The sequence below is a fragment of the Bradyrhizobium sp. Kon69 genome (assembly GCF_055807515.1).
Genome location: NZ_JBVVOS010000002.1, coordinates 267,073 through 284,948, shown reverse-complemented (window position 1 = coordinate 284,948; position 17,876 = coordinate 267,073). Strand labels below are relative to the sequence as shown.

Sequence of the window (17,876 nt, the reverse complement as noted above, 5' to 3'; positions counted from 1 at the left end):
GCAGGAAACGGGAACCGCGGTTCTCAAGCCGGGACGTGCAGCGATCGGAATGCAGGCACGCGGCTGGAAGCTCGGCAGCGGTCATGCTTCGAGACGCCCGCCTGCGGCGGGCCCTCAGGATGAGGGATGAGTATGCGGCAGCATTTCAAGGCAGATGAATGCAGCTGAGCCTCATCCTGAGGAGCCGCGGAACGCGGCGTCTCGAAGGACGAGGCGCTCGCTCAGGCGCCGCCGAGACGTCATCTGCGATCGCTCTGATATGCGATCGCCCTGCGTCATTCCGGGAGTCGGCCCGGAATGACGCGATGAGGAGGAGGAGGAGAGAAGCAGGATGTCGAAAGCGCGGCGGCCAGCTCACGGCCGTCCGACATGGTCGCTGTGATGCAATCGATGTGATGCAGAATACAGCGCCGGGCAGGTAGGGGCCATGCCACACTGATGCAGCCCTCTAAACCTTGGCCCGGCGTGCCGTTCGCGTTTCTGCCGCTATGCGATAGTCCGAACGAGCTCCATCGCACTTAACGCGGCTGGATCTGCGGAGGTGGTGTCATAGACCTCCCCTTGCTCTTGATGTGGACGTTGCGCGTCGCTTGTTTGCGACCATTGGGATGGTCCTCCCGTGACGCAAGACTGTCAAGCAAGATCGACGGCGCGCAAATCACATTTGAAGGCGCGTTCCATCTCACTGCGACGGATTCGCTGCAGCGAATTGCGAGAAGTGGGCGAATTGCGAGGCCGCCCTTCCCGCAAATGTAGAGCGCGTCTGCTACGGGTTGGCGCGTGGATCCTGAGGGATTGGGGATGATGACATCATACCCCTGTTTTGCCCGACGAGTCAAACCGCTTCGATAAATCCGCAATCGCCCGCGCTAACTTTCAAGTCATTGATTTCGCTATCCCCGGCTACTGTGCATGGGGTTGTTTTCGCGTTTTTTGTTTCTTGCCCGCCTTCTCCTCTTTCTCCAGCGCCTTGCGCACCTCGTCGAATTCGCCCAGCGAAGCCTTGTCGGCGCGGGGGAAGCGCAGATCGAGCTGTTCGAGCGCCGCGACGATGGCCGAGCCGATCACCACGCGGGCGAACCATTTGTGATCGGCCGGCACGACATACCACGGTGCATGCGGCGTTGCCGTGTGCCGGACGATGTCCTGATAGACCGCCTGGTAGCGCGGCCACAGCGCGCGTTCCTTGATGTCGTCCATGGAGAACTTCCACTGCTTGGACGGATCCTCCAGCCGGTCGAGGAAGCGCTCGCGCTGCTCGTCCTTGGACAGATTGAGGAAGAATTTCAGCACCACGGTGCCGTTGCGCGAGAGATAGCGCTCCCACGCAGAGATGTCCTCGAACCGCTCCTTCCAGATGCTCTTGGTGACGACCTTCGGCGGCAGCTTCTCCTTGGCGAGGATCTCCGGATGCACGCGCGTCACCAGGCATTCCTCGTAGTGGGAGCGGTTGAAGATGCCGATATGGCCGCGCTCCGGCAGCGCGACCGCATGGCGCCAGAGGAAATCGTGATCAAGCTCCTTGCTGCTCGGCGCCTTGAAGGCACTGACTGCGCAGCCCTGCGGATTGATGCCCTCGAAGATCGCCTTGATCGCGGAATCCTTGCCGCCGGCATCCATCGCCTGGAACACGATCAGCACCGACCACCGGTCCTGGGCGTAGAGCTTCTCCTGAAAGGCGATCAGCCGCTTCTTGTTGGCATCGAGAATGTCCTGCGCCTTCTCCTTGTTGAGGTCGCCCTTCTCGTCGGTCTTGTGGTCCTTGAGGTGAAACTTGCCCGAACCATCGTAGCGGAATGGCGCGATGTAGCGGTCAAGTTCCTGGGCGAGCGATTTGGACGGCTTCTTGCTCATGAGCGCGGGGCACCTTGCGTTGCGGCTTCAATCGGTCGAGCAAGCTACCAAGGATGCCCTTCGGAAGGAATATGATGAAAAGCACGAGCAGCACGCCGTAGACGAGATTGTCCCAGCCGACCGCCTTGGTGCCAAAGCCGATGCGCAGGGTCTCGGCCAGCATAATCGTGATGACGGCGCCGAAGGTCGGGCCGAGCGAGACGAACAGGCCGCCGACGATGGCCGCGAACACCATCTGCAGCGACACCGCGATGCCGCTGACGGTGTCCGGCGTGATGAACATCTGGTACTGGCAGTAGATCGCGCCGGCCAAGGCCGTCATCAGCGCGCTGAGCAGCGTGATCTTCAGCTTCTCCGCGGTGACGTCGACACCGGCGGCGGCCGCGGCGTCCTCGTCCTCCGAGATCGCCTCCAGCGCATAACGGGCCATGCTGCGGTCGACCCAGTGCCAGACCACGATGCCGAACAGCCAGACCCCGAGCGCGATCAGGTACCAGGTGATCTTGTCGTCGAATTGCAGCGCCCAGAGCTTGTTGCCCGCGGCCCGGTTCGGCGTGTAGCCGAGCGAGCCGCCGGTGTAGTCGCGCGTCGCCGTGATGACCTGGAGCACGATGCCGGAGAGCGCGAGCGTCACCAGCACGAAATAGTGCCCGGTGATGCGGAAGCGAAAACAGGGATAGCCGACGATCAGCGCCAGCGCGCCGGCCGCGACCATGCCGATGGGGATGCCGATCCAGGGCGACCATCCCAGATGATTCCAGAGCAGCGCGGTGACATAGGCGCCGATGCCCATGAAACCGCCATGGCCGAGCGAGACCAGGCCGAACCGCCCCATCATCGACCATGACGTGTAGGCGAACGACCAGATCAGGATCAGCACCAGGATGTGCAGATGATAGGGATCGCGATAGACGAAAGGCAGCGCGACCAGCGCCGCCAATCCCATCGCCCAAGCTGCAAGCCGTCCCCGCCCCATCATCGGCGCCTCGCGAGCAGGCCCGCGGGCCGGATGAACATCATGACGATGAAGAAGGCGAAGGCGAGCACATAGCCCCATTCGAGATCGGAGAACAGGCCGCCGAGCGAGATGATCTCGGCGAACACGAAGGCCGCGATGAAGCCGCCGATGAAATTGCCGAGGCCCCCGAGCACGCAGATCAGGAAGGTGATCGGCCCGAATGACAGGCCGACGAAGGGGTGCACGTCATATTGCAGCACAAGGAGGCACGCGGCGAGCCCGGCCAGCCCCCCGCCGATCGCGGAGGTGATGAGATAGATCCGCTTCGTGTCGACGCCCATCAGCGCCATGATCTGCCGGTCCTGCGAGATCGCGCGGATCGCGGTGCCGGTGAAGGTCCGCGTCATGAACAGATAGACCGCGACCATGCCGACCAGCGCAGCCAGGAAGGACAGAAGTCGTGCGTAGCTGAAATTCATGTCGCCGAAGGCGAGCACCGGCAGGCGGATGCCGAGGTTGCGGAAGTCGATGCCGAAGGCGACGGTGGCAAAGCTCTGCAGCACGAACAGCACCCCGCCGGTGGCGAGCAACTGGTTGATCGGCGGCGCAGTGAGCAGCGGCGCGATCACGAGGTAATGCAGCGCCGCGCCGAGCAAGGCGACCAGCAGGATGGTGAGCGGCGCGGCGAGGAAATAGCTGATGCCGTAATACTGCACCAGGAAGTACATGGCGTACATGCCGATCATCACCAGCTCTGCGTAGCAGATCCAGGTCACATCGATGACGCCGAAGATCAAATTGAGCCCGAGCGCGAGCAGCGCCAGCACGCCGCCGAGCAGGATGCCGTTGATCACGGCCTCCAGCAGGTAGATGTCGAAAATGTCCAGAAATGCTTGCATGCCCCGATGAACCTCACACCCCGAGATACGCTTCCTTGACCGTGTCGCTCGCCAGCATCTCGGCCGAGGTGCCTGAGGACCTGATCGTGCCCGCCTCGATCAGATAGGCGCGATCGACCACTTTCAGCACCTGCTGCACATTCTGCTCGACGATCAGCACGGTCAGCCCGCTGGCGCGGATCCGCTTCACCAGCTCGAACACCTGCTGCACCACGACCGGCGCGAGCCCCGCCGACGGCTCGTCGAGCAGCAGCAGCTTTGGATTCGACATCAGCGCGCGGCCGATCGCGCACATCTGCTGCTCGCCGCCGGACATGGTGCCGGCCATCTGGTGGCGTCGCTCCTTCAGGCGCGGAAACAGCTCGAACACCACGTCCAGCCGCTCGGCATAATGGCCGCGCGCCTCCTGCATGAAGGCACCCATCTTGAGATTGTCGTCGACCGAGAGCTGCGGAAACAGCCGCCGGTTCTCCGGCACATGCGCGATCCCGAGGCTGACGATCTTGTGCGGCGGCGTTGCCACGACGTCCACGTTTTGCATTCTGATCGACCCGCGCGAGGGACGGATCAGCCCGGAGATGACGCGCATCAGGGTGGTCTTGCCGGCACCGTTCGGCCCGATGACGCCGACGGCCTCCCCCGCCTTCACGTCGAGATCGACGTCGAACAGTGCCTGGAAGGTGCCATAGCCGGCATTGACGCCGCGGAGCTCAAGCATCACTGCACTCCTGCGCGGCGGCGCGCTGCGGCGGCCGCGGCCTGCGTGGTCTCGGCATCGGTGCCGAGATAGACCTCGATGACACGGGGATCGCCGGCAACGGCACTCGGCAAACCTTCCGAGATCTTCTCGCCGTGATCGAGCACCATGACGCGATCGACGACGCGCATCAGCACGCCCATGATGTGCTCGACCCAGATGATGGTGATGCCGAGTTCGTCGCGGATGTTGCGCAGCATGTCGGCCGCCTGACCCATCTCGGCCTCGTCGAGGCCGCCGAGGCTCTCGTCGGCCAGCAGAAGTTTCGGCGCGGTCGCGAGTGCTTTCGCCAGTTCGAGCTTTTTCAGGCCGGCTGCGCCGAGGCCATCGACACTGGCATGCCGATCGGTCGGCAGGCCGACCATTGCCAGCGATCGCTCGGCCGTCTCCTCGGCCCTGGCACGGCTGTGGCGGCCCTGGCCGTAGAATCCGGCGAGCGCGACGTTCTCGAAGATCGTCAGGCGACGGAATGGTCGCGGGATCTGGAAGGTGCGGCCGACGCCACTGTTGATGATCCGGTGCGGCGGAAGGCCTGCGATCTCGGAGCCGTCGAACAGGATCGAACCGGACGTCGGCGCCAGCGTTCCCGAGAGCATATTGAAGATCGTGCTCTTGCCCGAGCCATTGGGGCCGATCAGGCCGAGGATCTCGCCCTGGCCGACCTTGAACGACACATTGTTGACGGCGGTGAAGCCGCCAAACCGCTTCACCAGCCCGCTGACTTCCAGCACCGTCCCGCTCTCCTCTCTGCGCGCATTTGCGCTACTGGTTGCTGTAGGTGGTACCCTTCGGCAACGGCAGCACGGCCTCGCGCTGCGCCTGGCTCTTGGGCCACACCACGGAGGACTTGTCGTTGATGTATTGGATCACGACCGGGAACGAGCGCTCGTTCTGCCCGGCCATCGGCGTGCCCTCGCCGTAAAACTTGACGCCGAAGCCGAGCATGGTGCCGCCCTCGGGAATATCAATGTCGAGCGCCGCCTTGCGCAGCGCATCCGGATCGACCCCGCCATATTTCTTGATTGCGCGCGGCAGCACGTCATTCATGAACACATAAGTGTTGGACGCGCCGATGCCGACATGCGCCGAGCGGATGGCGACGCCGGGCCGGATCTTGTCGAATTCCTCGCCGACCATCTTGATCACAGGCGGGAGCTTGGGATCCATGGTTTTTTGGTTGGCAAGCCAGATCGAAATGGGGTCGGTGTTGAAGATGTAGGTGGCATCGGCGCCCATGCCTTCCTTCAGTTTTTCATAGACCCCGTAACCCGCGCCGTGTCCCATCAGCGCGCCGAACTTCAGCCCCTGCTCGCGCGCCTGACGCAGCAAAAGCGTGATATCAGGGTTGTAGCCGGTGTGGAAAATGACGTCGGGCTTGGCGCGCTTCAGCTTGGTCACCAGCGCGGAGAGGTCAGGCGCGGTGGCCGAATAGCCTTCCTTCATCACGACGTTGAAGCCCGCCTTCTTCGCGCCGGCCTCGTTGCCCCTGGAAACGTCGACACCATAGGCTCCGTCCTCGTGAATGATGGCGACGCGCAGATCCTTCGGCTCCTTGTCGAATTTCGCCTTGGCGTTCTGCGCGATGAAATCCATCGTCATCATGCCGAACTGGTCGCCGCTCGCCTGCGGGCGGAAGACGTATTTATAACCCTTCTCGTTGAACACGGCCGACGAGATGCAGGTCGTCATCCACATGAACTTCTTGAGCTGCTCGACGCGGGCCGCGACCGGCACGCATTGTGCCGAGGAGAAGAAGCCGAGCACCATGTCGACCTTTTCCTGCTCGAGCAGGCGGACGGATTCGTTGATCGCGATGTCGGGCTTGCTCTGCGCATCGGCATAGACCGCTTCGATCTTGTAACCCTCGACGCCGGTCTTGGCGAAATGGTCGAGAACGATCTTTGCGCCGATATAACCGAGTTCAGAGCCGCCGCCGGCGAGAGGCCCGGTCAAATCGAAAACGACGCCGATCTTGATCTTCTTGTCTTTGCCTTGATCCTGGGCCTGGGCGGACAGCGCCAAGCCCGTCGCTGATATCGCGACCAACAGCCCACGTACCAAACGGGCAGCCATGCGCACGCGCATCAAAACCTCCCTGGCCGATTGTGCATTGCATTCTTTTTGCTTTTGTATTTTTGCCCATCACATGGGCTGGGCGCAGCGATGTCAAGCCTCGCGCGTCAGCGCAACGCGAACTGCTGCTCGACGAAGGCCGTGACAAATCGCGGCATGGACGGCGTGAGATCGCTCATTCCGCGTACGAGATGGATGGACGAGAGCTCCGGCTCGGCCTCGCCCGCCAGATTGCCTTCGATCCGCGCACGCGCCACATCACCCGGCATGTCCAGGTTGATAATTTGCAACATCGCAATCGTTGGGCCGGTGACGACGCAGTGCCAGCCCGGCTCGACCCGATAGTCGGCCGCGGTCAGGCCGGTCTCTTCCTCGAGTTCGCGGATCACGCTGCCGGGAATGTCGAGCGTGTCGCCCCTGACGTCGTCGAGATCGGGCGTGCCCGATGGGAAATAGATCCGGCCCGCATTGGCGGTGTGCTGCGCCATCTCGCCCATGACGAATGCGCCGTCAGAGGTGCGCAGCGCGCCCATGCCAAAGCCGTTGAACACGGCCTTGTCGGGAAAGCCCCAGTCGCGCCAGGCGAGGAAGCTGGCGAAATCGGTCTCGAAATAGGTCGCAGAGAGATGGTCGTCTGCGAACATTGCGTCGCGCCCGAGCAGGACGCGACCGTTCCAGATCTTTGGCCGCTCGCGCTGCTTCTCGGCGAAATACACCGCGATCTCGTCACGCCGCTCCTCCGCGAACGGCCAGATGATCGGCCGCACGGCAAGATCAAGCGTCGTGACGCGATGGATTGTCAGTGACGTCATGACGCTTGGTTACCGAGCCTTCGCGTCAGTTATTTGGCGGTGCCCGTGGTCTTCTTGGCCTGCTCGACATATTTGTTGGTGAAAGTCTTGCTGACGTCGATCTTGGCGTTGGCCACGTCGGGCGAGCCGACGCTGAACACCGCGAGCACGGCGTCCGCGCCCTTCGGGTCCATCTTGCCGGTTTCGGAGAACATCGGGATCGTGTTCTTCAGCGCCGCAAGATAGAGATCCTTGTTCTTGCCGACCGTCTCCTCCGGCATCTTTGCCATGATCTCCTCGGGCGAGTGCGAGTGGATCCAGGCGAGCGTGCCCAGGATCGCGTTGGTGAGCGCCTGCGTTTCCTTCTCGTGGCCGGCCACCCAAGCCGCGGTCGAGTACAGCGCGCCGCCCGGATATTCGCCCCCGAACGTCTCGAGCGTATCCTTTTGCGTGCGGGTGTCTGAGAGGATGCGCAGATCCTTGTGGCTGCCCTGGAGCACGGTCACGGAGGGATCGAGCATTACGGCCGCGTCGATCTGGCCCTGCTCCATGGCAGCGACCGCAGTGGCGCCGAGGCCGACGCCGATCACGGCGGTGCTGGCCGGATCGACGCCATTCTTCTTGAGCATGTATTTTAGGAAGAAGTCCGTGGAGGAGCCGGGCGCGCTGACGCCGACCTTCTTGCCGGCGAGATCCTTGATCGACTTGATCTCGTTGGTGTGCGAGGGCGAAACCACCAGCACGAGGCCGGGATAGCGGTCATAGACGACGAACGCCTGAAGCTCCTGCTTCTTGGCTGCGAGGTTGACGCAATGGTCGAAATAGCCGGAGACCACGTCGGCGCTGCCGCCGAGCACGGCCTTGAGCGCGTCCGAGCCGCCCTTGAGGTCCACGAGCTCGACGTTGAGACCCGCCTTGTCGTATTCGCCGAGCTGCTTTGCCAGCACCGTCGGCAAATAGCACAGGCAGGAGCCGCCACCGATCGCGATGGTGACCTTGCTTTGCGCCGCGGCAAGACCGGTGGTGAGCGTCAGCGCGAGCAGCGCGCCCGCGAGCCTGGCTATCGTGTTCTTCATTGGTTTCCTCCGTTCGGCTGGCGGCACCATAGAGCAGCCGGGCTGGCTTGAGAAGCAGGACCGAAGGCGCTGGCCATCGGCCTTTCGGCGCAATAGCATGAGCCCACAAGAACAATTCTTGATGGGGAGGATCATCCATGAATCGCCTTGCAATCGGACTGTCGATCGCCACCGCTTTTGCCGCCGGATGCGGCGCAACCCACCTGCTGCGGCCGGCGCTGGCCGCGGAGAACATCACGCCGCAGATCATCCACACCGGCGAGATGGAGGGCGATGCGCTCGGAAACGCGAACGCCGTCGGCTTCCGTTCCAAGATGTTCGCGAGCGCCGATGGCGCCACCATCTCGATCCAGGTCGGCAACGTGCCCAAGCACATGCATCCCAACACCAACGAGATCCAGTACATTTTAGAGGGCACCGGCACGATCTGGTTCGGCGACAAGGAAGTCACGGTGAAGCCGGGCGACCTCGTCATCATCCCGAAGGGGACGCCGCATGGCGGCACCAAGCCGATCAGCGGACAGGTCAAGGCGATCGCAATCAAGACCCCGCCGCAGGCCCCCGACGACACCAAGCTGCTGGATTGATCAATCCGGGGCTCGCGCCGATGCGAGCCCCCTTGCAGTCTAGCCGCGCCCGTCCACGGTCGGGCGCCAGACCAGCAGTCTCCGCTCCACCAAGGTGACGCCAAAATCGATCAGGATGACGAAGGCCGACAGCACGAACATGCCGGCGAACACGCCGGCGACATCGAAGATGCCCTCGGCCTGCTGAATGAGATAGCCGAGCCCCGCCGCCGATCCCAGATATTCGCCGACGACCGCACCGACCACGGCAAAGCCCACCGACGTGTGCAGCGAGGAGAACATCCACGACAGCGCCGAGGGCCAATAGACGTGCTGCATCAGCTGCCGCTCGCTCATGCCGAGCATGCGGCCGTTGTCGAGCACGGTGCGGCTGACCTCCTTGACGCCTTGATAGACGTTGAAGAACACGATGAAGAACACCAGCGTCACGCCGAGCGCGACCTTGGACCAGATGCCCAGCCCAAGCCACAGCGCGAAGATCGGCGCCAGCACCACCCGCGGCAGTGCGTTGACCATCTTGACGTAGGGATCGAACACCGCGGCGACCAGCGGCTGGCGCGCGAACCAGAAGCCGATCAGCACACCGCCGGCCGATCCGATCACGAAGGCCAGGATCGATTCCGTCAGCGTGATGCCGAGATGCTTCCAGATCACACCGGACGAGAACCATTTGACGATCTGGGCGAAGACATCGACCGGGTTGGAGAAGAAGAACGGCGGCAGCAGGATCTTGCCGAACACGGGCACGGTCGACAGCAATTGCCACAGCGCGAGGCAGACCACCGCGACCAGCACTTGCAGCGAGAGCAGCGTCACGCGCGACATCAGACCGCCTCCGCCGCTTGCGTGGATTGCGCGTAGCCCTTCATGACCTCGTCCTTGAGCACGCCCCAGATCTCGCGATGAAGCGCATGAAACTCCTTGTCCAGCCGCACTTCGAAAATGTCGCGCGGGCGCGGCAGGCTCACGCGCCAGTCGCCGATGATGCGGGAGGACGGCCCCGCCGACATAATCACGACGCGGTCGGCGAGCGCGATCGCCTCTTCCAGATCATGGGTGACGAACAGCACGGCCTTGCGGTCAGCGTTCCAGAGCTCAAGCAGCAGGTTGCCCATCACCTGCCGGGTCTGTGCATCCAGCGGCCCGAACGGCTCGTCCATCAGCAGTATCTTTGGATCGCGGATCAGCACCTGCGCCAGCGCCACGCGCTTGCGCTGGCCGCCCGAGAGCATGTGCGGATAGCGGTTGGCGAAGGCACCCAAGCCGACCGAGGTCAGCCACTTTTGCGCCCGCGGCAGCGCCTCGCTGCGCGGCGTGCCGCTGACTTCGAGCCCGATCGCGACGTTGTCGAGCGCGGTCTTCCAGGGGAACAGCGCATCGGCTTGGAACAGATAGCCGGCATCACGATTCAGCCCGGCGAGCGGCTGGTCGAATATCCTGACGCTCCCGGCAGCCGGCTTCAGCAGCCCGGCCGCGACGTTGAGCAACGTCGATTTCCCGCAGCCGGTTGGGCCGACGATGGCGACGAACTCGCCCTGCGCCACCGTCAGATGCGCCTTCTCCACCGCCGTATAGACCCGCCCGTCCCCCAGCTGGAACGCGACCTTGGCATCTTCCAGCGCCACTGCCGTAGGCGTTATCATGTGTTCCCTCCGAACTTGGCCCGATGCCTTAGCCGCTCGCGCGGCCAAGTTCAATCAAGCCGCCAAGCGTGGTACGCATGGGCCTCGTCATCCCCTCCCTTCCTCCCTCCCTCCTTGGGGCGGGTCAGCGTAGTGAGCCCCGCCCGATGCCATCCAGGCCGATGATTGGCTATGCCCAGGTCACCAAGAGCTTCGGCGCGCTCAAGGCCGTGGACGATGTGTCACTCGACATCGCCGAAGGCGAGTTTGTGGCCGTCGTCGGCGGCTCGGGTTCGGGCAAGACGACGCTGCTGCGGCTCGCCAACCGCCTGATCGAGGCGGATGGCGGCACGATCACCGTCGAGGGTGACGACGTGCAATCGGTCGATCCGGTCGCGCTGCGGCGCCGCATCGGCTACGTCTTCCAGAGCGGCGGGCTGTTCCCGCATCTGAGCGTCGCCGACAATATCGGGATCACACCAAAACTGCTCGGCGTCCCGGCGGCGGATATCGCAACGCGGGTCGATGAATTGCTCGAACTCGTGCAACTCGACCGGGCCGCGCATCGCGAGCGATTGCCGGATGCGCTCTCGGGCGGCCAGCGCCAGCGCGTGGGCGTGGCGCGCGCGCTTGCGGCACGGCCCCGCATCGTGCTGATGGACGAGCCATTCGGCGCGCTCGATCCCCTCACCCGCGATGCGCTCGGCGACGATTTTCGCGAGCTGCACCGCAAGCTCGGCCTGACCACCGTGATGATCACCCACGACATGACGGAAGCGATCTTGCTCGCGGACCGCATCGCCGTGATGCGCAGCGGAAAGCTGCTGGCGCAGGGCACGCCAGTGGAGCTTTCGAAAAGCAGCGACGCCTACGTGCTGGAGCTGCTGCGGACGCCGCGACGCCAGGTCGAGCGATTGAACGCGCTGCTGCCACAGGGCGGGGCGGCATGAGCCTTTTCACCGATCCGCGCTGGGGCGAGGCGCTGGGGCATTTGCCCGACTATCTCGGCAACCACGTCCGGGTGAGTCTCGCTGCACTTGCGCTCGGCCTGATCATCAGCCTGCCGCTGGCGATCCTGACCCGCAACCGCCCCACCCCGCGCGCCGTCCTGCTCGCGCTCGCCAGTATCGTGCAGACAGTGCCCGGGCTGGCGCTGCTCGCGCTGTTCTATCCGCTCCTGCTGCTCGCGGCCTCCGTGGCGCTGGCCTGGTTCGGCGTCTCCTTCTCCGCTTTCGGCTTCCTGCCGGCGATGCTGGCGCTGGCGCTCTATTCGATGCTGCCGGTGCTGCGCAATGGCATCACCGGCCTCAACGGCATCGATCCCGCGCTGATCGAGGCTGCCAAAGGCGTCGGAATGACCGCACCGCAGTCGTTGATGATGGTCGAACTGCCGCTGGCCCTCCCGGTGATGATGGCGGGCATCCGTACCGCCGCGGTGTGGGTGATCGGCACCGCGACGCTGTCGACCCCGATCGGGCAGACCAGCCTCGGCAATTACATCTTTGCCGGGCTGCAGACCCAGAACTGGGTGTTCGTGCTGTTCGGCTGCTTTGCCTCGGCCCTGCTGGCGCTCGCCGTCGATCAACTGCTCGGCCTGATCGAGAGCGGCCTGCGCCGGCGCAGCCGCGTGCGTGCGGGGCTTGGCGCGGCCGGGATCGCGGCACTGGTCGCCGCAACACTGGTGCCGACGATGGGGCGCTCGACACAGAGCTATGTCGTCGGCGCCAAGACCTTCGCGGAACAGTATGTGCTGTCGGCGCTGATGCGGGACCGGCTCCAGGCGGCCGGTCTTTCCGCCGTCGCGCGATCCGGTCTCGGCTCGAGCGTGATCTTCGAGGCGTTGAAGGCCGGCGATATCGATCTCTATGTCGATTATTCCGGCACGCTCTGGGCCAATCAGCTTCACCGCACGGACATCAAACCGCGAGCGGAGCTGTTGGCTGAGCTGCGGACAACGCTTGCGAAGGAGAACATTACGCTGCTCGGCGAGCTCGGTTTCGAGAATGCCTATGCGCTGGTGATCCCGAAGAAGCGCGCCGAGGCGCTTGGCATCCGCACCATCGCCGATCTCGCCGCGCATGCTTCGACCCTGTCGATCGCCGGCGACTATGAGTTCTTCTCGCGACCCGAATGGGCGGCGCTGCAAAAAGCCTATGGGCTCCAGTTCCGCGCCCAGCGCCAGATGCAGCCGGACTTCATGTATGCGGCCGTCGCCAGCGGCGAGGTCGATGTCATCGCGGGCTACACCAGCGACGGGCTGATCGCAAAATACGATCTCGTTGCGCTCGACGATCCCAGGCACGCGATCCCGCCCTACGACGCCATCCTGCTGCTGGCCCCGAAGCGCGCCGGCGACGAGCGGCTGCAGGCCGCGCTGAAACCGCTGCTCGGCAAGATCGACATCGCCACGATGCGCGAAGCCAATTTACGCGCCGCCGGCAATGATGCGAATTCGTCGCCGGATGCCGTGGCGAAATGGTTGTGGGAGAAGGTGGGTGGGCGGTAGGCCGGCTACAGCCCCCTGATCATCCCCGCATCGATCAGCAGCCGGTTCAGCCGGCGCGCTTCGGCACCGTCCTTGCAGCCGTAGAAGATGCCCTTGCAGCGGAGCATGATCTCCTTCTGCTCGGCGAAGGACGGATCGAGCGGGATGCCGGCGGCTTCCTGGATGACCAGCGGCAGATACGGACCATCGACCGTGTCCATCACGGCCTCGCTCTTCACCGGGTCGAAATTGACGGCGTCGATTGCGTAGTAGGTCGCGTAGAGACGTGGGTCGTAGGCGTCGAGCTTCTTGCCGATTGCACCCTCGTCGAGCCCGGGCTCGAGGATACCGGGCGCAAACTCGGGCTGATGATCGCCATAGCGCACGATCACGAAAGGCTCGCCGGGAAAATTCTTCTTCAAGCCCGCGAGGAAAGCCTTGTACTGCTGGGCGCTCATCGCCTGCCGGCGCAGATATTCGTCGATGGACGGCACATTGCCCGGTGCGCGCCAGTTCGGCAGCAGATCCGGGCGGAAGCGCGTCTCCCAGGGGAAATGATTGGCTCCGAGATAGATGAAGGTGAACAGCGGCTTGTTCGGCGTTCGCTCACCCATCAGCCGGAGCGCCTTGTCGTAGAAGAAGCTGTCCGGCTCGACATCCTTGGCGCCGAGATCCTTGGAGTCGAGGAAGCGTTCGATGCCGGTCGTCATCTGAAAGCTGCGTGCGGCCATGAAGCCGCCATTGGCGGGGTAGAGCGACATCGTGTCGTAGCCGCAGCGGCGCAGCGCCAGCGGTAGGCCACGCTCGACACGGCCTGTTGCAATGCGCGTCACGAAATAGGCGAAGCGGCCGAACGAGCGCGACGACAACCCCGCGAGCACATTGTATTCGGTGAACCAGCTCGGCCCGCCATTGCTCTCGGCCAGAAACGCGCGCTCCTTGCCGTCCCAGGATTTGAAATGGCTACCGTAGCCGGCCGGCACCTTGATGCCCTGCGCGGCGCGGATGTCGAAACTCGATTCATCATGGACCATGATGATGTTCGGCCGCCGGCCGACGGGATGGCAGGCATCGACCAGCGGCATGTTGAGCCGTTCATTGGTCGAAGCGGCCGACTCCATGAAGCCGTATTGCGCGAAGTCGGAGACCGCGCTGACGCCGGAGCGGAAGAACTTCGAGAGATAGCCGTCGTCGTAATAACCGCGCCAGGCCTCGTCCGGATGATAGAGCGAATAGCCGACCAGCGCGGCGAGGCAGGCGAGCTTGCAGGCGAGTGCCGGTAGCCTACGGATGCGGAACGGATCGAGCCACCACAGCGCATACATCAGCGGCAGCGTGACGAGGCCGGCTCCGATCACCGACCAGCGCAAATTCGGGAAAATCGTGAACAGGAACGCGACCGTGTCGCGGTCGATCATCATCAGGTCGATGAAGTTGACCGTCATCTGCACGACGTCGTGCTTCAGCCGCGATAGCAGCACCAGCACCACGACCATGGTCAGCGACAGCGCACCCGAGAGCGCCGGCCGCCGCAGCAGCGCGATCCAGAAGAAGTTGAGGATGCCCCAGGCCAGCACGAAGGAGAGCCGTGCGCCGAAATCCGTCTCGGTCTCGTACATCAGGACGAGCGCTGCGAGATGCGGCGCCGCAACCGCGAGCAGCCGCCAGATACCGAGCGCGGCGACGCTCGCCAGGACGGCGGTCGTGGCAGAAGGACCTGGATTGGGCGCGGACGCCATCGACGACACGCAACTGCTGGTCCGGCACGGTGATGCCGAGCCGGCTGACCGGGCCTGCGGCGTTCGGCGCAGCCGGAAGGCCTGCACCGTGTCATAAAACTGTAATTGAACGGTCACGGACAAGCAACGCGCGTCGCGGTCCGACCTTCGCTTAATGTTAGCGGAAGCCGATCGGCCTCCGCGCCCAATTCGTCCCGCCAGAGCAATCCCGCAGTGCAGAACCGACTTGCCGCCTAGTCGAGGCCCTCGACGCTGACCAGGCGGGCAGAACTGTAAGCGTCTCGGACCGCTTTGAGTCCCTGGTAGGTCGCGCCCGTGTAGAACGCCTCCCAGGCTGCGACGGATGGGAATTCCAGCAGAACGATCCTGCGGGGCTGCCAGTCTCCCTCGTAGACCTTGTGGGCGCCCCCTCGCGCCAGATATCTGGCTCCAGCGGCCTCCAGGGCGGGCTTCACGCCCAACATGAAGCTTTGGTACTGCTGAAAATCCCTGATCTCGACGTCGAAAATCACATAAGCCGGCATCTCAAGCTCCCACGATCGGAAATCGATCACCCGTCTGGCAATGGTCTCACCTCGGAGGCTCAGCCCTGCGGCAGCAGCCCGAGCCGCTTGGCGATGATACGGTCGACGACACGCTTGGGTAGCGCGGCCGTCATCAAATGTCGCATCCGGTCCGGCGTGATCTGATAGCGAACCTTGGGCCTTTCGGCGGTGAGCGCCTCGAAAACGACCTCGGCGATCCGCTCGGCCGGCAGCCCGGTCTCGCCGAGCTTCATCATGAACGCCATGACCTTGTTCAGCGCCGGCAGATAAGGCGAGTTCTGGTAGACCGAAAGATCGATCTGCTCGGCCTTGCCCCAGATCGGCGTCTTGACTGCGCCGGGGGCGACGATGATGACGTCGATGCCGAACAGCATCAATTCGCGGCGCAAGCTCTCCGACAGGCCTTCGATAGCGTGCTTGGAGGTGCTGTAAGGCGCCAACAACGGATTGCCGTTCTTGCCCGCGACCGAGCTGATCATCACGATCCGGCCCTTCGGTCCCTTCAGCGACGGATCGGCGCCGAGTAGCGGCCCAAAGGCCTGCGTCGCGATGACCGGGCCAATGACGTTGATCTCCATCTGCCGGCGGAAGTCGTCGGCCGACAGTTCGAGCACGGGGCCGGCGACCGCGACGCCGGCGTTGTTGACGAGACCGGCCAGCGTCTCGTCGCCCAGCGCCTCGCGGACTTTTCGCGCAGCCGCGAGGACCGCCGCCTCGTCGGTGACATCGAACAGCAGCGACGTGAAGTTCGCACCGAACTCACCCGCGAGCCGGTCAGCATCGGCCTGCTTGCGGACACTACCGAAAACACGATAGCCGCGCCCGACCAGAAATTTCGCAATGGCCCAGCCAATGCCGGTGGACGCGCCGGTGACGACGACGGATCGCATGGTCTTTTCCCCCCGAAGAGCTCCCGCGATCATGCAGTGGAAAAGTGCCGCGGCGCAATGCCGTCCACCGCTCAAGGAGACGCCGCCGATGTCAGTTCTTAAGTTGAAGCGAGGCGCGAACGTCGCGACGTGAGATCGATTGCAACGTGAAGATATGGATGAAGAGCCGAATCTTTGACCCTGAAGACGCTCGGCTTTTGAGGATCGGGAGCTTCTGAGAAATTCCGAAAATCAACGCGAGACCAAGAATGTGGTTTAAGCGTCAGTTCTTCGTGCTCAGGGAGCACTTCAGCTCGCGAAGAATTTGAATGAAGCAGCAATGCTTCGCGCGAGACGAAAAGAGCGAGACCGCTGGTTGCGATCTCGCTCGAATATAGCCGCGAAAGATTTAAGAATTGGTTTGGCGAGCGAAGCTTGTGTTTTCGCTCGCGTGTCCGGATGCGGCGTAACCGATACGCCGCATCCGAACGGCCGCGACTTAGTTCTTCGACTTGTCGACCAGCGCGCCCTTCTTGATCCAGGGCATCATGTCGCGCAGCTTGGCGCCGACTTCCTCAATCGGGTGCTCGGCGAGCTTGGCGCGGGTCGCCTTGAACGAGGTCTGGTTGACCTTGTTCTCGAGCATCCAGTCGCGGGCGAACTTGCCGGACTGGATGTCGTTGAGCACGCGCTTCATCTCGGCCTTGGTCTCGGCGGTGACGATGCGCGGACCGGTGACGTACTCGCCGTACTCCGCGGTATTGGAGATCGAGTAGTTCATGTTGGCGATGCCGCCTTCATAGATCAGGTCGACGATCAGCTTCACCTCGTGCAGGCACTCGAAATAGGCCATCTCCGGGGCGTAGCCGGCTTCGACCAGGGTCTCGTAGCCGCCCTTGATCAGCTCGACCAGGCCGCCGCAGAGCACCACCTGCTCGCCGAACAGGTCGGTCTCGCACTCTTCCTTGAAGGTGGTCTCGATGATGCCGGCACGGCCGCCGCCGACGGCGGAGGCATAGGACAGGCCGAGGTCGTGGGCGTTGCCCGAGACGTCCTTGGCGATCGCGATCAGGCAGGGCACGCCGCCGCCGCGCTGGTATTCCGAACGCACGGTGTGGCCGGGGCCCTTCGGCGCGATCATCAGCACGTCGAGATCGGCGCGCGGATCGAGCAGGTTGAAGTGGACGTTGAGACCGTGCGCGAAGACGAGCGCTGCGCCCTTCTTCATGTTGTCGTGCAGGTGCTCGCGGTAGATGTCGCCCTGGAGCTCGTCCGGGGTCAGCATCATGACGAGGTCGGCCCATTTGGCGGCCTCGGCGACTTCCATCACCTTGAAGCCGGCAGCTTCCGCCTTCTTGGCCGAGGCCGAACCCTTGCGAAGCGCAATCGCCACGTCCTTGACGCCGGAATCCTTCAGGTTCAGCGCATGGGCGTGGCCCTGGCTGCCATAGCCGACGATGACGACCTTCTTGCCCTTGATCAGGTTCAGGTCGGCGTCGCGATCATAATAAACACGCATGGTCGTTTCCTCGTTCAGGGCCAGAATCGGCCAAAGGTCAGTGTCCGAAGGGCGAAATTTGCAGATTTCGGGGGCTGTCTAGAGCATTTTGGCCCCTTAAGG

17 protein-coding genes are annotated in these 17,876 nt (G+C 63.6%); 3 read left to right on the top strand and 14 right to left on the bottom strand.

Translation table 11 applies throughout. The features are described from left to right. Positions 1 to 903: 903 nt before the first annotated feature. The 8 genes from AC0L3U_RS03615 to AC0L3U_RS03580 form a co-directional block, all read right to left on the bottom strand. Positions 904 to 1,854: a polyphosphate kinase 2 family protein gene (locus AC0L3U_RS03615; RefSeq protein ID WP_473360706.1), complete on the bottom strand. Its 951-nt coding sequence runs from the start codon at positions 1,852 to 1,854 to the stop codon at positions 904 to 906. Then, on the bottom strand, positions 1,814 to 2,833 hold the full coding sequence (locus AC0L3U_RS03610; protein WP_473360705.1) for a branched-chain amino acid ABC transporter permease: 1,020 nt from the start codon (positions 2,831 to 2,833) through the stop codon (positions 1,814 to 1,816). The genes AC0L3U_RS03615 and AC0L3U_RS03610 overlap by 41 nt, the downstream gene beginning before the upstream one ends. Next, positions 2,830 to 3,711: a branched-chain amino acid ABC transporter permease gene (locus AC0L3U_RS03605; RefSeq protein ID WP_027519515.1), complete on the bottom strand. Its 882-nt coding sequence runs from the start codon at positions 3,709 to 3,711 to the stop codon at positions 2,830 to 2,832. Before AC0L3U_RS03605 ends, AC0L3U_RS03610 begins: the two co-directional genes overlap by 4 nt. A 13-nt stretch (positions 3,712 to 3,724) precedes the next feature. Next, complete coding sequence (locus tag AC0L3U_RS03600) at positions 3,725 to 4,429, bottom strand: ABC transporter ATP-binding protein (RefSeq protein ID WP_473360704.1); 705 nt, start codon at positions 4,427 to 4,429, stop codon at positions 3,725 to 3,727. Further along, entirely contained in the window at positions 4,429 to 5,199 is a 771-nt protein-coding gene (locus tag AC0L3U_RS03595) for an ABC transporter ATP-binding protein (protein WP_473360703.1), read from the bottom strand. The genes AC0L3U_RS03600 and AC0L3U_RS03595 overlap by 1 nt, the downstream gene beginning before the upstream one ends. A 31-nt stretch (positions 5,200 to 5,230) precedes the next feature. Beyond that, positions 5,231 to 6,553: an ABC transporter substrate-binding protein gene (locus AC0L3U_RS03590; RefSeq protein WP_473360702.1), complete on the bottom strand. Its 1,323-nt coding sequence runs from the start codon at positions 6,551 to 6,553 to the stop codon at positions 5,231 to 5,233. 95 nt (positions 6,554 to 6,648) lie between these two features. Next, positions 6,649 to 7,353, bottom strand: coding sequence for an NUDIX hydrolase (locus AC0L3U_RS03585; RefSeq protein ID WP_473360701.1), 705 nt, complete (start codon positions 7,351 to 7,353; stop codon positions 6,649 to 6,651). 29 nt (positions 7,354 to 7,382) lie between these two features. Beyond that, positions 7,383 to 8,408: an ABC transporter substrate-binding protein gene (locus tag AC0L3U_RS03580; protein WP_473349401.1), complete on the bottom strand. Its 1,026-nt coding sequence runs from the start codon at positions 8,406 to 8,408 to the stop codon at positions 7,383 to 7,385. Positions 8,409 to 8,545: 137 nt separating this feature from the next. On the opposite strand from AC0L3U_RS03580, the gene AC0L3U_RS03575 reads away from it, so the two are divergent. Then, positions 8,546 to 8,995, top strand: a complete 450-nt coding sequence (locus tag AC0L3U_RS03575) for a cupin domain-containing protein (protein ID WP_247288096.1) — start codon at positions 8,546 to 8,548, stop codon at positions 8,993 to 8,995. 39 nt (positions 8,996 to 9,034) lie between these two features. On the opposite strand, the gene AC0L3U_RS03570 is transcribed toward AC0L3U_RS03575, so the two are convergent. Then, positions 9,035 to 9,820 (bottom strand): ABC transporter permease, encoded by a 786-nt coding sequence (locus AC0L3U_RS03570; RefSeq protein WP_007613304.1) that lies wholly within the window; start codon positions 9,818 to 9,820, stop codon positions 9,035 to 9,037. Next, the gene (locus tag AC0L3U_RS03565; RefSeq protein ID WP_473360700.1) at positions 9,820 to 10,638 is read right to left on the bottom strand and encodes an ABC transporter ATP-binding protein; all 819 of its coding nucleotides are present in this window, start codon (positions 10,636 to 10,638) and stop codon (positions 9,820 to 9,822) included. The genes AC0L3U_RS03570 and AC0L3U_RS03565 overlap by 1 nt, the downstream gene beginning before the upstream one ends. A gap of 146 nt (positions 10,639 to 10,784) precedes the next feature. Between AC0L3U_RS03565 and AC0L3U_RS03560 the strand changes: the two genes are divergently transcribed. Beyond that, complete coding sequence (locus tag AC0L3U_RS03560; RefSeq protein ID WP_473360699.1) at positions 10,785 to 11,567, top strand: ATP-binding cassette domain-containing protein; 783 nt, start codon at positions 10,785 to 10,787, stop codon at positions 11,565 to 11,567. Beyond that, entirely contained in the window at positions 11,564 to 13,123 is a 1,560-nt protein-coding gene (locus AC0L3U_RS03555; RefSeq protein ID WP_473360698.1) for a glycine betaine ABC transporter substrate-binding protein, read from the top strand. Before AC0L3U_RS03560 ends, AC0L3U_RS03555 begins: the two co-directional genes overlap by 4 nt. A gap of 5 nt (positions 13,124 to 13,128) precedes the next feature. Here the strand turns inward: AC0L3U_RS03555 and AC0L3U_RS03550 are convergent, their stop codons facing one another. From AC0L3U_RS03550 to ilvC, 4 genes are all read right to left on the bottom strand, one after another. Beyond that, positions 13,129 to 14,841: a sulfatase-like hydrolase/transferase gene (locus AC0L3U_RS03550; protein WP_473360697.1), complete on the bottom strand. Its 1,713-nt coding sequence runs from the start codon at positions 14,839 to 14,841 to the stop codon at positions 13,129 to 13,131. A 233-nt stretch (positions 14,842 to 15,074) separates the two neighbouring features. Continuing rightward, positions 15,075 to 15,365, bottom strand: coding sequence for a DUF1330 domain-containing protein (locus tag AC0L3U_RS03545; RefSeq protein ID WP_473360696.1), 291 nt, complete (start codon positions 15,363 to 15,365; stop codon positions 15,075 to 15,077). A gap of 59 nt (positions 15,366 to 15,424) precedes the next feature. After that, positions 15,425 to 16,276: an SDR family oxidoreductase gene (locus AC0L3U_RS03540; RefSeq protein ID WP_473360695.1), complete on the bottom strand. Its 852-nt coding sequence runs from the start codon at positions 16,274 to 16,276 to the stop codon at positions 15,425 to 15,427. 478 nt (positions 16,277 to 16,754) lie between these two features. Beyond that, a complete protein-coding gene (gene ilvC / locus AC0L3U_RS03535) occupies positions 16,755 to 17,774 on the bottom strand; it encodes a ketol-acid reductoisomerase (RefSeq protein WP_456768492.1) in 1,020 nt (339 codons plus the stop codon). Positions 17,775 to 17,876: the final 102 nt, after the last annotated feature.

Bases quoted from the DNA above. Each gene is read 5' to 3' on its own strand.
- AC0L3U_RS03615 (WP_473360706.1), bottom strand. From the start codon at position 1,854: ATGAGCAAGAAGCCGTCCAAATCGCTCGCCCAGGAACTTGACCGCTAC.
- AC0L3U_RS03610 (WP_473360705.1), bottom strand. From the start codon at position 2,833: ATGATGGGGCGGGGACGGCTTGCAGCTTGGGCGATGGGATTGGCGGCG.
- AC0L3U_RS03605 (WP_027519515.1), bottom strand. From the start codon at position 3,711: ATGCAAGCATTTCTGGACATTTTCGACATCTACCTGCTGGAGGCCGTG.
- AC0L3U_RS03600 (WP_473360704.1), bottom strand. From the start codon at position 4,429: ATGCTTGAGCTCCGCGGCGTCAATGCCGGCTATGGCACCTTCCAGGCA.
- AC0L3U_RS03590 (WP_473360702.1), bottom strand. From the start codon at position 6,553: ATGCGCGTGCGCATGGCTGCCCGTTTGGTACGTGGGCTGTTGGTCGCG.
- AC0L3U_RS03585 (WP_473360701.1), bottom strand. From the start codon at position 7,353: ATGACGTCACTGACAATCCATCGCGTCACGACGCTTGATCTTGCCGTG.
- AC0L3U_RS03580 (WP_473349401.1), bottom strand. From the start codon at position 8,408: ATGAAGAACACGATAGCCAGGCTCGCGGGCGCGCTGCTCGCGCTGACG.
- AC0L3U_RS03575 (WP_247288096.1), top strand. From the start codon at position 8,546: ATGAATCGCCTTGCAATCGGACTGTCGATCGCCACCGCTTTTGCCGCC.
- AC0L3U_RS03570 (WP_007613304.1), bottom strand. From the start codon at position 9,820: ATGTCGCGCGTGACGCTGCTCTCGCTGCAAGTGCTGGTCGCGGTGGTC.
- AC0L3U_RS03565 (WP_473360700.1), bottom strand. From the start codon at position 10,638: ATGATAACGCCTACGGCAGTGGCGCTGGAAGATGCCAAGGTCGCGTTC.
- AC0L3U_RS03560 (WP_473360699.1), top strand. From the start codon at position 10,785: ATGCCATCCAGGCCGATGATTGGCTATGCCCAGGTCACCAAGAGCTTC.
- AC0L3U_RS03555 (WP_473360698.1), top strand. From the start codon at position 11,564: ATGAGCCTTTTCACCGATCCGCGCTGGGGCGAGGCGCTGGGGCATTTG.
- AC0L3U_RS03550 (WP_473360697.1), bottom strand. From the start codon at position 14,841: ATGGCGTCCGCGCCCAATCCAGGTCCTTCTGCCACGACCGCCGTCCTG.
- AC0L3U_RS03545 (WP_473360696.1), bottom strand. From the start codon at position 15,365: ATGCCGGCTTATGTGATTTTCGACGTCGAGATCAGGGATTTTCAGCAG.
- AC0L3U_RS03540 (WP_473360695.1), bottom strand. From the start codon at position 16,276: ATGCGATCCGTCGTCGTCACCGGCGCGTCCACCGGCATTGGCTGGGCC.
- ilvC (WP_456768492.1), bottom strand. From the start codon at position 17,774: ATGCGTGTTTATTATGATCGCGACGCCGACCTGAACCTGATCAAGGGC.